Here is a 13212-nt window from a genome sequence, read left to right as displayed (position 1 = left end):
GCGGTCAAAAGCCGACAGGCGATCAGAAATAGAGACGAGTCGCTAGGCAGCCGGCGGTGCGCGGGGAGGTGCGTGGCGGTAGTGATCGAGGGAGGCGAACCCCTGCAACGGCATTTGCGGCAAGGGGGCCTGGTGAATGAACGCCTGCCGGGCAATGGTGGGCAAAAGCGCGTGGGCAGAGGGGAACTGCTGCCAGATCGAGCAGTAGCCGCACTCGTGAAACCAGGTGAAGATCGGCTCGGTTGGGGCTGGCGGCTGCCCGTGGTGGGCGTGATGCCCTTCGTGACCCAGCCCTGAATGCGCGTGATGGTCGCCGTGGTGGGCATGATCGTGCGCTTGAAGCTGTGAGATCAGCGGGCCCACCAGCAGCAACAGCATCGCCACCAGCGCCATACAAAGCGCTATGCGATACCAGTGCTTGCCTGTTGAGCGTTGTAACTGCACGAAGCGATCTATCCTGATGAGCCACGAGGTCGTTGGCGGGGAATGGCTAGATCGTAACGCAAAGTTGTTCAATGGGCAGTATTGCCCAGGTGGTCTTTTGTCACATGGCCATCAGGCGGCACGCGTGCCGCCTGGTCAAGAATCGCAAGCGCCAGCGGCGATAGCGTTACTCAATCACGTAATCTGCGGCGTTGGGCCCCGCTTCACTGAAGCGAATTTCGACAGGAAACTCGCTATCGCAGCCTTGCACCATCCAAAGCTCCTTCCATTGCTGGGCGCCCTCACTTCCCTCGGGCATGGCCATCACGTAAGGATAGAGCTCTTCAGGGGTGTCGCAGCCCATCATGTCGACCTTGGCGGCAACGCCGGTCATGGCATCTTGCATCAACTGCTGGTTGGCAAGGGTGCCTGGCTGGACGGCGCCTTCGGGCAGCGGCTCTGCAGCAACGGAGCTGCTCATCACGCCAAGTAGCAGACTAGCGGTCAATGACTTGGATAGTTTCATGAATAAGACTCTTTAAAGGTGATGGGCTAAAGGCGAAGCTTGATTAGCTTTTGGCAAGCTTTCTTATATAAACGCTACAGGAAAAGGTTGTCTAGTAACTTTAGCGAGTGCCCAACATTGAATGCGCAGGGCAAACAGTCGGCCCTGGCGTCAATAAGGGTTGCGCAAACAGTGCATCACGCCAGCAGAGCCGCCACTTTTTGGTGCGCGATGGTGTTTTTTGTTCTTTTTTGGTGCAAGAGGAAGGCCGGGATTGTTGAGATAGCGTTCCAATGCTGGATTCGAGCACGCGCCGAGACGTTTCACCATTTTGGCGCATTAATTGCATTTCCAGGTGAACGGATTGTTTAACGGACAAAAGCGATAGCTCCTATGACCTTATGCGATAGCGCACCTTCGCTCGCGTCTTCCGGCCACCGCTTCGATGAAAGTCGCCGTTGGGCGGCTTCACTGGGCCTGGTGTTCGCCCACCGCGACGGCGCCACGCGCCTGGTCCAGGCGCGCCACCAGGGCCCACTTCGCGTGCAGCGCCCCTTCTACCCGGAAGGCCGCGGCCAGGCGTGTCACGTTTACGTGCTGCACCCACCCGGGGGCCTTGTCAGCGGCGATGCGCTGACCATTAGCGCCCATATTGAGCCCGGCGCCCACGCGCTTTTGACCACGCCCGCGGCCAACAAGCTCTATAAGGCGGACAGCCAGGGTGTGGCCTGGACCCAGCGTACCGAGCTCACCGTGGACGACGGCGCGGTGCTCGAGTGGCTGCCCCAGGAAACCATTGCTTTTGATGGCTCGAAAGGCGAGCAGCACACCCATATCGCCCTTCACGGCAGTGCTAAATGCCTTGGTTGGGAAGTCATGGCGCTGGGCCGCCCGGCAAGCGAATTGCCGTTCGTTTCCGGGCGTATCGAGCAGCACTTTCGGCTGACCCAGGATGGCAAGCCCTTGTGGCTCGAGCGCCAGCCGCTGGACCCATTAAATCCGCGCTTTGTGGGCCGCTGGGGCCAGGGCGGTGCCACCGTGCAGGCCACGCTGTGGGCGGTCGGGCTCGATGATAATCAGCAAGCCGCCGAGGCGCTGCGCGAGGCGCTGCCGGATAGCCCCCACTGGGCGGTCACGCAGCGCCACAATGTGCTGCTGCTGCGTTTTCTGGGCCAATCACGTAATGAAGCCTGGGCGCTTTGCGAGCAAGCCTGGCGGCTTTTGCGCCCGCGCCTGATCGAGCGCGAGGCCCATACGCCGCGCATCTGGTTAACGTAATCTCTCTTTTAAGGACGACGCCCCATGGAATTGACCCCACGAGACAAAGACAAGCTGCTGCTGTTTTCCGCCGCCCAGCTGGCCGAGCGGCGCCGCGCACGAGGCCTGAAGCTCAACTACCCGGAAGCGGTGGCGCTGATTAGCTTTGAGATTATCGAAGGCGCCCGCGACGGCAAGAGCGTGGCGGAGCTGATGAGTTTTGGCCGCGAGATCCTCAGCCGCGAGGACGTGATGGAAGGCGTGGCCGAGATGGTCGATGAGGTGCAGGTCGAAGCCACGTTTCCCGATGGCACGAAACTCGTGACCGTCCATACGCCGATTGTGTGAATCGTGAATCGTGAGTAGTGCTTTGCGTATGCGTGAATCATGGGGTTGATACCACCACTCACCACTTACCATTCACTACTCACCTGTCACAAAAAACAGGAGAGCGCCATGATTCCTGGCGAATATCAGTTAAAAGAGGGTGATATCGAGCTGTGCGTGGGCCGCGAGCGCATCACGGTGGAGGTCGCCAATACCGGCGACCGGCCGGTGCAGCTGGGATCGCACTACCACTTTGCCGAGGCCAACCCGGCGCTTGTGTTCGATCGCGACAAGACCCGCGGTTTTCGTCTGGACGTGGCGGCAGGCACCGCCATTCGCTTCGAGCCGGGCCAGACCCGGGAAGTCACGCTGATTCCCTTCGTTGGCAAGCGCGAGATCTACGGTTTTCGCGGTGACGTGATGGGGCCGCTGGAAGGAGACAATCAATGACGACCAATAAAATCAGCCGCCAGGCCTACGCGGACATGTATGGCCCTACGGTGGGTGACCGCGTGCGCCTGGGCGACACCGAGCTGTGGATCGAAGTCGAGCGGGATGCCACCCACTACGGCGATGAAGTAAAATTTGGTGGCGGCAAGGTGATCCGGGATGGCCAAGGCCAGAGCCAGCGCGTCGATGAGGCGGTGATGGACACCGTGATCACCAACGCCTTGATTGTCGACTGGTGGGGCATCGTCAAGGCAGATGTCGGTCTGCAAAACGGGCGCATCGCGGCGATTGGCAAGGCCGGTAACCCGGACACCCAGCCGGACGTCGAGATCGTCATCGGCCCGGGCACCGAAGTGATCGCCGGGGAGGGCAAGATCCTCACCGCCGGCGGTATCGACGCGCACATCCACTTCATCTGCCCCCAGCAGGTGGAAGAGGCGCTGATGAGCGGCGTGACCACTATGCTGGGCGGCGGCACGGGCCCGGCCACCGGCTCCAACGCCACCACCTGCACCCCCGGCGCCTGGCATATCGGCAAGATGCTCCAGGCGGTGGACGACCTGCCCATGAACATCGGCCTGCTCGGCAAGGGCAACGCCAGCCTGCCGGAGGGCCTGGAAGCGCAGCTCGAAGCCGGCGCCATGGGCTTGAAACTTCACGAGGACTGGGGTACCACGCCGGCATCGATCGACAACTGCCTGAGCGTGGCGGAAAAGTATGACGTGCAGATCGCGATTCATACCGACACGCTCAACGAGTCAGGCTTTGTGGAGGATACCCTCGCGGCGTTCAAGGAGCGCGGCATTCACACCTACCACACCGAAGGGGCGGGCGGCGGCCACGCGCCGGATATCCTGACGGCCTGCGCCAAGGAGTACGTGCTGCCGTCCTCCACCAACCCGACGCGCCCCTACACGGTGAATACCATCGACGAGCATCTGGACATGCTGATGGTGTGCCACCACCTGGACCCGAACATCCCGGAAGACGTCGCCTTTGCCGACTCGCGCATTCGCCGCGAAACTATCGCCGCGGAAGACATTCTGCACGATTTGGGCGTGATCTCGATGATCGCCTCGGACTCCCAGGCCATGGGCCGGGTGGGTGAAGTGGTCTGCCGCACCTGGCAGACCGCCCACAAGATGAAAACCCAGCGTGGGTTGCTGCCCGAAGACGAGCAGCTTGGCGCCGACAACCTGCGCGCCAAGCGCTATATCGCCAAGTACACCATCAACCCGGCGATCACCCACGGCATCGCGCATGAAGTGGGCTCCATCGAGGTGGGGAAGCTTGCGGATCTCGTGCTCTGGAAACCGGCATTTTTCGGCGTGAAACCTTCGCTGATTTTGAAAGGCGGCATGATCGCCGCCGCCCCCATGGGTGACCCCAACGCCTCGATCCCCACGCCGCAGCCGGTGCACTACCGCCACATGTTCGGCGCCTTTGGCCGCGCGGCGAGCCAGACCCGGCTCAACTTCGTAAGCCAGGCCTCGATCGACGCGGGCATCAAGGAGCGCCTGGGGCTGCAAAGTGAATTATCCGCGTGCAAGAACGTGCGCGGCGTTCGCAAAAAGGACATGAAGCTCAACGACGCCTGCCCGGAACTCAGCGTGGACCCGCAAACCTATGAAGTGCGCTGCGACGGCGAGCTCCTGACCTGCGAGCCCGCCACCGAGCTTCCACTGGCCCAGCGCTATCACCTGTTCTAGAAGCCGTCGCTAGCTAAAGCGGCTCCTACGGGGGCGTGGGCTCGCCCTTGTAGGAGCTGGATTCATCCGGCGATGGAAGGCGCTAGCCTTCCCTTACTTGCGGCGCCCCCTTAAAGAGGTCGCTAGCTAAAGCGACCCCCTACAGAACAAGGGTCATGGTAAAAACTCAATTGATTGGATGATCAAGAGGTCGATCATGCTGAAACTGATAGAACGTCTAGGCCCGATAGAAGAAAGCGCGGCCACCGACACGCTGACGCTGCCCTTCGAGCTGCGCATTCGCGGCCGCCTGAAAGCCGAAAGCGACGGCGGCCGGGCGCTGGGGCTGTTTCTCGACCGTGGCCCGGTGCTGCGAAGCGGCGAGGGCTTGAAAGCCGAAAGCGGCGAGGTGATCCGCGTGTGCGCCGCCATCGAGCCGGTGGTCACCGCGCGTATCGAAGCGGGCCTGCCCCTGGCGCGGCTGGCCTATCATTTAGGCAACCGCCACGTGCAGCTGGCCCTCGGTGAAGACGACCAGGGCGGCTGGGTGCGCTTTCCGCCGGATCACGTGCTGGAGGAGCTGGCCACGCTACTCGGCGCCACGCTCGAACATGGTGAGGCCTCCTTCGACCCGGAGCCCGGCGCCTACAATCAGGTGGGAGGGCATTCCCACGGCCACTCCCACGATCACGGACACAGCCACGACCATCACGATCACGCCCATGAGCACTGACGCCGACAGCGACCTGGCCCTTTTGGGATTGATGCAACTGGTAAGCCCCGCGCTACCCATCGGCGCCTTCGCGTTCTCGCAAGGGCTCGAAAGCGCCTTCGAGCTTGGCTGGGTCAGCGACGAAGCGAGTCTGGCCGCGTGGCTGGAGGGCGTGCTGGAAGATGGCCTGACCCGCTGCGAGCTGCCGGTCATCGCCAGGCTTTTCAGAGCGTTCGATGAAGACGACAGCACCGTCATAGCCGAGTGGGATACTTGGCTCGCCGCCACCCGGGAAACCTTCGAGCTGGCCGCCGAGGATAGCCGCCTGGGGGCGTCACTCAAGCGCCTGCTGGCAAGCCTCGAGCTGCTGCCCCAGGCCGGGCTTCTACCCGAACAGGCCGGTTACGTCACGCTCTTTACCTACACCGCCCACCGGCGCGGGGTTAGCTCGCGCCAGGCGCTGATCGGTTTTGGCTGGGCGTGGCTCGAAAATCAGTTGGCGGTGGCTTGCAAGGCGCTGCCCCTGGGCCACACCGCGGCCCAGCGCATCATCGAGCGGCTGCGCCCCGCGCTGGTAGAGGCGGTAGACGCGGCGCTGGTGCTCGATGACGACGCACTGGGGCCGATACTGCCCGGCGTGGCGCTGGCCAGTGCCCTGCACGAAACCCAATATTCGCGGCTTTTTAGAAGCTGATGGACCGATCGAGGAGAACGACATGACACACTGTTTACGCGTAGGGGTCGGTGGCCCGGTAGGCTCCGGCAAGACAGCACTACTCAAGCAGCTCTGCCTTGCGCTGCGCGATCACTACGACATCGCCGTGGTGACCAACGATATCTACACCCGTGAAGACGCGGACTTTCTGCTCAAGCACGACGCGCTCCCGGCGGACCGGATTTTGGGCGTGGAGACCGGCGGTTGCCCGCACACCGCGATTCGCGAAGACGCCTCGATGAACCTGGCGGCGATCGACGACCTGCAGGCGCGCCACCCGGGCCTTGAGCTTGTGATGGTGGAGTCCGGTGGCGATAATTTGTCGGCGACCTTCAGCCCGGAGCTTTCCGATCTCACGCTCTACGTGATCGACGTCTCCGCCGGCGACAAGATTCCGCGCAAGGGTGGCCCGGGGATCACCAAATCCGATTTGCTGATCATCAACAAGATCGACATTGCCGAGCAGGTGCACGCCTCACTCGAAGTCATGGAGCGGGACTCGAAGAAGATGCGCGGCGAGCGGCCCTTCGTGTTCACGAACCTGTACGACGGCGTAGGTCTCGAGGAGATCATCCGCTTCATTCTCGATAAAGGGATGCTGGAGGAGCGCCGCGGCCAAAGCGCGACGGCGTAAGCGGGGGGCAATAGCGCTTTTTTTAATTAAAAAGGCCGCTCTGACCAGGCGGTTAAATGGTCAGAGCGGCCTAAAAGCGTGTGGTGCAGTCCTTGTCCAAACGGGCCATCCTTGGCCACCACACGCACACAGTGGACGCCACGGCCCTCAATCACCTTAACCCAGGTTATAAAGCGTATTTTATCGCCGGAATTAGTCGTTTCTTGAGGCTAAATAGTCGCTCACAAAGAAAAAAATGGCGCTTGAAGCTTTTTTGACGTTGTTGTTTCAAAGTAGGTATTCAGCTTGCCTGACGCTTATCGAGCCGGTCGGACAATAGCGTTGCCGCCCGGTGAGCGGCCGGTGAAAGTCCGCTCTCTTCTCGTTGAAGGCTTTCCACCAGGCGCTTTTTCATGGCGCGGGCCCAGAAGGTTTCGAGATGGCGGCAGGTGGCCTCTGCGGTAGCTTCTTCGTCGCGCCCGCCGCCCAGGTTGGCGGCGATCTGGTTGATCATATGAATCAGGTTGTCGTCGTTGGCCGACATAACGCGTCTCCTTGAGGGTGCGCCGCGTTTGGGCGGTGGTAGATCACATGGCGGTTGCCGCGGGCGAAGCCGACGAGCAGCAAGTTGGCCGCCTCGGCCTGCTTGACGGCCAGCGCCGTGGCGGCGGAAACGGCCACCAGCGCACCGATACCGGCGCTGGCGCACTTGTGCACCATCTCGTAACTGGCCCGGCTGGAGACCAGCACGAAGCCATCCAGGAGCGGCGTTTCGCTTTTGGCCAGCGAGCCAATGAGTTTGTCCAGGGCGTTGTGGCGGCCCACGTCCTCGCGCACCCGCTGGATCTCACCCTTCGCGTTACACCAGGCCGCGCCGTGCACCGCGCCGGTGGCGGCTTTGAGCGGCTGATGGTCGGCAAGTGTTGCCAGCGCCTGGGCAATGGCGGCGTCTTCGATGGCGGGCGCCGCTACCCGGGGGATCGGGCGAATCGCCTGGTCCAGCGCCTCGGTGCCGCAAAGCCCGCAGCCGGTGCGCCCGGTCATGCTGCGCCGGCGCTCTTTCAGCGCCATCAAACGCTCGGTGGCGATGTCCAGGTGAACGGCCAGGCCGTGCTCTTCTTCCACGACCTCCCAGTCGTAGCACTCGTGAGGGTGCGCGATGATGCCTTCGGTTAGGCTAAAGCCCAGCGCCAGATCCTCGAGGGCGTCCGGGCTTGCCATCATCACCGCGTGGGAAATGCCGTTATAGATCAGCGCGACCGGCACTTCCTGGGCCAGAGCGTCCTGTTCGGTCTGGCCTTGCCAGCCATCGCGATATCGACGCACCTCGACCTCGAGGCGCGCCAGGGCGTTTGCGTCAGAAGGCGCGCTCATGGCGCCTCCTGCTGAGCCCTTGCCAGATGGCTCTTCTGAGTTTGATCGAAGGTGCTGAAACGCTGCTGCCAGGCGGAGGGCTGGCTGACTTTTTCGACCTGCACGGCGGTCACCTTGTATTCGGGGCAGTTGGTGGCCCAATCCGAGTTATCGGTGGTAATCACGTTGGCGCCACTGCCGGGGTGGTGGAACGTCGTATAGACTACCCCAGGTTGCATGCGATCGCTAAGCCGGGCGCGCAGCACCGTCTGCCCGGAGCGGCTGGTAATGCCCAGCCAGTCGCCGTCCTTTACGCCGCGAAGCTCGGCATCCGACGGGTGTAGCTCCAGCACGTCCTCGTCGTGCCAGTGCTGGTTGTGGGTGCGCCGGGTCTGGGCGCCCACGTTGTACTGGCTGAGAATCCGCCCGGTGGTCAGCAAAAGCGGGAAGCGGCGGTTGGCGCGCTCCTCGGTGGCGACGTACTCGGTGATCGCGAAGCGGCCAAGCCCGATCGGGAAGCTGAACTCGTGCATGGTCGGCATGCCGAGCGGGTTGTCGTCGTTGCACGGCCACTGCAGGCTGCCGTACTGCTCGAGCTTTTCAAAGCTGACGCCTGCGAAGCTCGGCGCAAGCGAGGCGATCTCGTCCATGATTTCCGACGGATGGGTGTAGTTCATCGGGTAGCCCAGCGCGTTCGCCAGGTCCTGGGTCACCTCCCAATCCTGCTTGCCCGCCACCGGCGACATGACCTTGCGCACCCGGTTGATACGCCGCTCGGCGTTGGTGAAGGTGCCGTCCTTCTCCAGAAAGCTGGAGCCGGGTAGCAGCACGTGGGCGAACTTGGCCGTCTCGTTGAGGAAGATATCCTGGACGATCAGGCAGTCCAGCGAGCGCAGTGCGGCCTCGACGTGCTGGGTGTTGGGGTCGGACTGGGCGATATCCTCGCCCTGCACGTACATCGCCTTGAAGGTGCCCTCAATCGCCGCGTCGAACATGTTGGGAATGCGCAGCCCCGGCTCGTCGTCGAGTTTTACGCCCCACACTGACTCGAAGCGCCCGCGAGCGGCGGGATCCGCCACGTGCTGGTAGCCCGGTAGCTCATGGGGGAAAGAGCCCATGTCGCAGGAGCCCTGCACGTTGTTCTGGCCGCGCAAGGGGTTCACGCCCACCCCTTCCCGGCCGATGTTGCCGGTGGCCAAAGCGAGGTTGGCGATGCCCATTACCATGGTCGAACCCTGGCTATGCTCGGTCACGCCCAGACCGTAGTAGATGGCGCCGTTGGGGACGGTGGCGTAGGTGCGCGCGGCCTGGCGCACTGCATCAGCAGGCACGCCGGTAATCAGCTCAGAGGCCTCCGGAGAGTGGCGCTCTTCACTGATGAACGCACGCCAGCTCTGGTAGGCATCGGTGTCGCAGCGCCTGGCGACGAAGTCGGTGTCCTCGAGCCCTTCGGTGACCACCACGTGGCCCAGGGCGTTGACCAGCGCGACGTTGGTGCCCGGGCGTAGCGGCAGATGCTGGGCCTCGCTCATGTGCGGGGTCTTTAAAAGGTCGATACGGCGCGGGTCGGCGACGATCAGCTTCGCGCCCTGGCGCAGGCGCTTGCGCATCATCGAGCCAAACACCGGGTGGGCGTCGGTGGGGTTGGCGCCGATGACGATGATCGCGTCGGACTTCATGACTGAATCAAAGGTTTGGGTACCCGCGGATTCGCCCAGGGTGGTTTTCAGCCCGTAGCCGGTCGGCGAGTGGCAGACCCGGGCGCAGGTATCGGTGTTGTTGTTACCAAACGCCGCGCGGATCAGCTTCTGCACCAAGTAGGTTTCCTCGTTGGTACAGCGCGACGAGGTAATGCCGCCGATGCTCTCGCGGCCGTGCTCGGCTTGAATCGACTTCAGGCGCTTGGCGGCAAAACTGATGGCTTCTTCCCAGCTCGCCTCGCGCCAGGGCTGGTCGATCGAGTCGCGGATCATCGGCGTGGTCAGGCGGTCCGGGTGCGAAGCGTAGCCGATGGCGAAGCGCCCCTTCACGCAGGAGTGGCCGTGGTTCGCGTCGCCGCCCTTGTAGGGCACCATGCGTACGATCTTATCGCCCTTCATCTGTGCTTCGAACGAGCAGCCCACGCCGCAGTAGGCGCAGGTGGTCACCACGCTTCTGTCCGGCACGCCCTGGTCGATTACGCTCTTTTCCATCAGCGTGGCCGTAGGGCAGGCCTGCACGCAGGCGCCACACGAGACGCAGTCCGAATCCATAAACGCTTCGTCCTGACCCGCCGAGACCTTGGAGTCGAACCCGCGGCCGTCGATGGTCAGCGCGAAGGTGCCTTGGACTTCGTCGCAGGCGCGCACGCAGCGTGAGCAGACGATGCACTTGCTCGGGTCAAAGGTGAAGTAGGGGTTGGAGGTGTCTTTTTCGGCGTCCAGGTGATTTTCGCCGCTAAAGCCGTAGCGCACTTCGCGCAGGCCGACGCTGCCGGCCATGTCTTGAAGCTCGCAGTCGCCGTTGGCGGAGCAGGTCAAACAGTCCAGCGGGTGGTCGGAAATGTAGAGCTCCATCACGCCCCGGCGCAGCTTGGCCAGGCGCTCGTTTTGGGTCGTCACCTTCATGCCTTCGACCACCGGCGTGGTGCAGGAGGCAGGCAGGCCACGCCGGCCTTCGACCTCTACCGCGCAGAGTCGGCAGGAGCCAAAGGCTTCCAGGCTGTCCGTGGCGCAGAGCTTCGGGATGCTGATGTCGGCGAGTGCCGCGGCGCGCAGCACCGAGGTGCCTTCCGGTACGCTGATAGTGACGCCGTCGATCTCGAGGTTGACGGCGGCGGCACCCGGGGTCGGGGAGGGCGTGCCGTAGTCCTTGCTGAAATCGACGCTGTTGGCCTGGCGCCGGGGATCGAAATGTTCAATCATGAGCGTTCTCCACTGGCCGAGCGCTGGAAGTCTTCAGAAAAGTGGTTCAGCGCGCTCTGTACCGGGAAGGGCGTCATACCGCCCATGGCGCAGAGCGAGCCATCCACCATCGTGTCGCAGAGATCGCTCAGCAGGGCGAGGTTATCCGCGCGGTGGTCATCGGCGCGAATGCGATCGATCACCTCCACGCCGCGGGTCGAGCCGATCCGGCACGGCGTGCACTTGCCACACGACTCCACCTTGCAGAACTCCATCGAGAAGCGCGCCTGCTCGGCCATGTCGACACTTTCATCGAACATCACCACGCCGCCGTGGCCCACCCCCGCGCCGACCTCGGCGAAGGTTTCGTAATCCAGCGGCATATCCCACTGGCTCTCCGGCAGGTAAGCACACAGCGGCCCGCCCACCTGCACGGCGCGCAAGGGCTTGCCGCTTAGCGTGCCGCCGCCGAACTCCTCCATCAGCGCTCGCAATGTGGTGCCGAAGGCAAGCTCGATAAGCCCGCCGCGCTTGACGTTGCCCGCCAACTGAAGCGCCAGCGTGCCCCGGGAGCGGCCCATGCCGTGGTCGGCGTAGGCCGCCGCGCCTTCGGCGAGAATAAACGGCACCGCGGCGAGCGAAAGCACGTTGTTAACCACGGTGGGGCGGCCAAACAGGCCTTCGATGGCGGGCAGCGGCGGCTTGAAGCGCACCATGCCGCGCTTGCCCTCCAGGCTTTCCAGAAGCGAGGTCTCTTCGCCGCAGATGTAGGCCCCGGCGCCCAGGCGCACCTCCAGATGAAAGGCACGACCGCTTTCGCGGATGTCATCGCCGAGATACCCGGCAACGTTGGCGCGACGGATGGCCTCGTCCAATATCTCCTTGGCCAGCGGGTACTCCGAGCGCAGGTAGATGTAGCCTTGGGTCGCGCCCACGGCGAGCCCGGCGATGGCCATGCCCTCGATGAGCATGTAAGGGTCACACTCCATGGCGAGGCGGTCGGCGAAGGTGCCGGAGTCGCCCTCGTCGGCATTACACACGATGTACTTTTGATCCGCCGGCGCGTCCAGCACCGTCTGCCACTTGATGCCGGTAGGGAAGGCCGCACCGCCGCGCCCGCGAAGCCCGGAGGCCTTCACTTGTTCGACGATGTCCTGACTTGTCAGCTTTAGCGCCGCCTCGAGGCCCGCAAAACCGCGATGAGCGCGGTAGTCGTCAAGACATAGTGGGTCGGTGATACCGATACGCGCAAAGGTCAGGCGCTGCTGACGGGCGAGATAGTCGATTTCCTCCGTTAGGCCGAGCGCCAGCGGGTGGCTGACGTTGCCTTCGAGCAGGCCGCTGTCGAGCAGCGCGGGCACATCGCTTGGGGTAACGGGCCCATAGGCAAACCGGCCCTGGGCGGTTTCCACCTCGACCAGCGGCTCGAGCCAGAAAAGCCCCCGGGAGCCGTTGCGCACGATGCTGATGCCTTCGTGGCGAGCGGCGGCTTCGCGCTCCAAGCGCTTGGCCACGGCGTCGGCACCCACGGAGCGCGCGGTGGTATCACGGGGGACATATACACGAATACTCATGCCATCACCTCCAGCGGCCGCGTTTGCAACTCATCCAGCAGCTCATCGAAGGCCTCCGGCGTGACGCGCCCGCGCACCTGGTCATCCACGCGAACCGACGGCCCGCAGGCGCAGTTACCCAGGCAGTAAACGGCCTCCAGGGTAATCTCCTGGTCCGGCGTGGTCTGGTGGTAATCCACCCCCAGCCGCGTTTTGGCGTGGGCTTCGAGCGTGCGTGCGCCCACGGACTGACACGCCTCGGCACGACATATCTGCACGACGTGGCGCCCCGGTGGGGTGGTGCGAAAATGGTGATAGAAACTGATCACACCGTGTACCTCGGCGCGGGTCTGCTGAAGCGAGTCGGCGATGAGCGGTACGGCGTCATTAGGGATAAAGCCAAAGCGGTCCTGGAGGGCATGAAGAATTGGCAAGAGCGCGCCTGGCGTGTGTTTAAGCGCGTCGATCTCGGCCTGTATCGACGGCGACGACCATTCTCGAGACTCGTTCATCAGGTCTCTCCCGGTGCTGATTGTTTATTATAAATATGCACGCTTATGCTTGTTTGAAACGGTCATTAAAAGGGCGTGCACCACGGTCAATGTCACGCTGGCATCAAGCCAACATTAACCTACGCCCCCCAGGGCCTGGGTATCTCATACCGGCACGTATGAAGCTTATTGCGCCAGGGGCGTGCCGTTTGGCACGCCCCTGGCGTCAGTGCGCGTAAAGTG

The 13212-nt window shown here is 63.1% G+C and carries 14 protein-coding genes; 7 read left to right on the top strand and 7 right to left on the bottom strand.

The annotated features are described in order from the left end of the window. Positions 1 to 42 precede the first annotated feature (42 nt). The gene (locus tag ACWHXT_RS16410) at positions 43 to 444 is read right to left on the bottom strand and encodes a DUF2946 family protein (protein ID WP_447956613.1); all 402 of its coding nucleotides are present in this window, start codon (positions 442 to 444) and stop codon (positions 43 to 45) included. A gap of 166 nt (positions 445 to 610) precedes the next feature. Then, the gene (locus tag ACWHXT_RS16405; RefSeq protein WP_447956612.1) at positions 611 to 949 is read right to left on the bottom strand and encodes a hypothetical protein; all 339 of its coding nucleotides are present in this window, start codon (positions 947 to 949) and stop codon (positions 611 to 613) included. Positions 950 to 1321: 372 nt separating this feature from the next. On the opposite strand from ACWHXT_RS16405, the gene ACWHXT_RS16400 reads away from it, so the two are divergent. The 7 genes from ACWHXT_RS16400 to ureG all read left to right on the top strand — a co-directional run bounded on the left by ACWHXT_RS16400 (position 1322) and on the right by ureG (position 6711). After that, the gene (locus ACWHXT_RS16400; RefSeq protein WP_447956611.1) at positions 1322 to 2206 is read left to right on the top strand and encodes an urease accessory protein UreD; all 885 of its coding nucleotides are present in this window, start codon (positions 1322 to 1324) and stop codon (positions 2204 to 2206) included. A gap of 24 nt (positions 2207 to 2230) precedes the next feature. Continuing rightward, on the top strand, positions 2231 to 2533 hold the full coding sequence (locus ACWHXT_RS16395) for an urease subunit gamma (protein WP_447530206.1): 303 nt from the start codon (positions 2231 to 2233) through the stop codon (positions 2531 to 2533). A gap of 108 nt (positions 2534 to 2641) precedes the next feature. Continuing rightward, entirely contained in the window at positions 2642 to 2962 is a 321-nt protein-coding gene (locus ACWHXT_RS16390) for an urease subunit beta (RefSeq protein WP_447927272.1), read from the top strand. After that, a complete protein-coding gene (gene ureC / locus ACWHXT_RS16385; RefSeq protein ID WP_447956610.1) occupies positions 2959 to 4671 on the top strand; it encodes an urease subunit alpha in 1713 nt (570 codons plus the stop codon). Before ACWHXT_RS16390 ends, ureC begins: the two co-directional genes overlap by 4 nt. 196 nt (positions 4672 to 4867) lie before the next feature. After that, positions 4868 to 5383 carry an urease accessory protein UreE gene (gene ureE / locus ACWHXT_RS16380; RefSeq protein WP_447956609.1) on the top strand — a complete coding sequence of 172 codons (516 nt, stop codon included), beginning with the start codon at positions 4868 to 4870 and terminating at the stop codon, positions 5381 to 5383. Next, complete coding sequence (locus ACWHXT_RS16375) at positions 5373 to 6056, top strand: urease accessory protein UreF (protein ID WP_447956608.1); 684 nt, start codon at positions 5373 to 5375, stop codon at positions 6054 to 6056. Before ureE ends, ACWHXT_RS16375 begins: the two co-directional genes overlap by 11 nt. A gap of 22 nt (positions 6057 to 6078) precedes the next feature. Beyond that, positions 6079 to 6711, top strand: coding sequence for an urease accessory protein UreG (gene ureG / locus ACWHXT_RS16370; RefSeq protein ID WP_447927268.1), 633 nt, complete (start codon positions 6079 to 6081; stop codon positions 6709 to 6711). A gap of 280 nt (positions 6712 to 6991) precedes the next feature. Here ureG and ACWHXT_RS16365 read toward each other — a convergent pair whose 3' ends face one another. The 5 genes from ACWHXT_RS16365 to ACWHXT_RS16345 are packed head-to-tail and all read right to left on the bottom strand — an operon-like array spanning position 6992 to position 12990. After that, positions 6992 to 7234 carry a formate dehydrogenase subunit delta gene (locus ACWHXT_RS16365; RefSeq protein ID WP_447956607.1) on the bottom strand — a complete coding sequence of 81 codons (243 nt, stop codon included), beginning with the start codon at positions 7232 to 7234 and terminating at the stop codon, positions 6992 to 6994. Further along, positions 7210 to 8064, bottom strand: a complete 855-nt coding sequence (gene fdhD, locus ACWHXT_RS16360) for a formate dehydrogenase accessory sulfurtransferase FdhD (RefSeq protein WP_447956606.1) — start codon at positions 8062 to 8064, stop codon at positions 7210 to 7212. Before fdhD ends, ACWHXT_RS16365 begins: the two co-directional genes overlap by 25 nt. Continuing rightward, positions 8061 to 10946, bottom strand: a complete 2886-nt coding sequence (gene fdhF, locus ACWHXT_RS16355; protein ID WP_447956605.1) for a formate dehydrogenase subunit alpha — start codon at positions 10944 to 10946, stop codon at positions 8061 to 8063. Before fdhF ends, fdhD begins: the two co-directional genes overlap by 4 nt. Further along, on the bottom strand, positions 10943 to 12499 hold the full coding sequence (locus ACWHXT_RS16350) for a formate dehydrogenase beta subunit (protein ID WP_447956604.1): 1557 nt from the start codon (positions 12497 to 12499) through the stop codon (positions 10943 to 10945). The genes fdhF and ACWHXT_RS16350 overlap by 4 nt, the downstream gene beginning before the upstream one ends. Continuing rightward, positions 12496 to 12990, bottom strand: a complete 495-nt coding sequence (locus ACWHXT_RS16345) for a formate dehydrogenase subunit gamma (protein ID WP_447956603.1) — start codon at positions 12988 to 12990, stop codon at positions 12496 to 12498. Before ACWHXT_RS16345 ends, ACWHXT_RS16350 begins: the two co-directional genes overlap by 4 nt. Positions 12991 to 13212: the final 222 nt, after the last annotated feature.

It is taken from the genome of Vreelandella halophytica (assembly GCF_968193635.1).
Note: the sequence above shows the minus strand (reverse complement) of the source record. Positions and strands in the feature narration are given on the sequence as shown.

Coding starts and splice junctions, on each gene's coding strand:
- ACWHXT_RS16405 (WP_447956612.1), bottom strand. CDS start 949: ATGAAACTATCCAAGTCATTGACCGCTAGTCTGCTACTTGGCGTGATG.
- ACWHXT_RS16400 (WP_447956611.1), top strand. CDS start 1,322: ATGACCTTATGCGATAGCGCACCTTCGCTCGCGTCTTCCGGCCACCGC.
- ACWHXT_RS16395 (WP_447530206.1), top strand. CDS start 2,231: ATGGAATTGACCCCACGAGACAAAGACAAGCTGCTGCTGTTTTCCGCC.
- ACWHXT_RS16390 (WP_447927272.1), top strand. CDS start 2,642: ATGATTCCTGGCGAATATCAGTTAAAAGAGGGTGATATCGAGCTGTGC.
- ureC (WP_447956610.1), top strand. CDS start 2,959: ATGACGACCAATAAAATCAGCCGCCAGGCCTACGCGGACATGTATGGC.
- ureE (WP_447956609.1), top strand. CDS start 4,868: ATGCTGAAACTGATAGAACGTCTAGGCCCGATAGAAGAAAGCGCGGCC.
- ACWHXT_RS16375 (WP_447956608.1), top strand. CDS start 5,373: ATGAGCACTGACGCCGACAGCGACCTGGCCCTTTTGGGATTGATGCAA.
- ureG (WP_447927268.1), top strand. CDS start 6,079: ATGACACACTGTTTACGCGTAGGGGTCGGTGGCCCGGTAGGCTCCGGC.
- ACWHXT_RS16365 (WP_447956607.1), bottom strand. CDS start 7,234: ATGTCGGCCAACGACGACAACCTGATTCATATGATCAACCAGATCGCC.
- fdhD (WP_447956606.1), bottom strand. CDS start 8,064: ATGAGCGCGCCTTCTGACGCAAACGCCCTGGCGCGCCTCGAGGTCGAG.
- fdhF (WP_447956605.1), bottom strand. CDS start 10,946: ATGATTGAACATTTCGATCCCCGGCGCCAGGCCAACAGCGTCGATTTC.
- ACWHXT_RS16350 (WP_447956604.1), bottom strand. CDS start 12,499: ATGAGTATTCGTGTATATGTCCCCCGTGATACCACCGCGCGCTCCGTG.
- ACWHXT_RS16345 (WP_447956603.1), bottom strand. CDS start 12,990: ATGAACGAGTCTCGAGAATGGTCGTCGCCGTCGATACAGGCCGAGATC.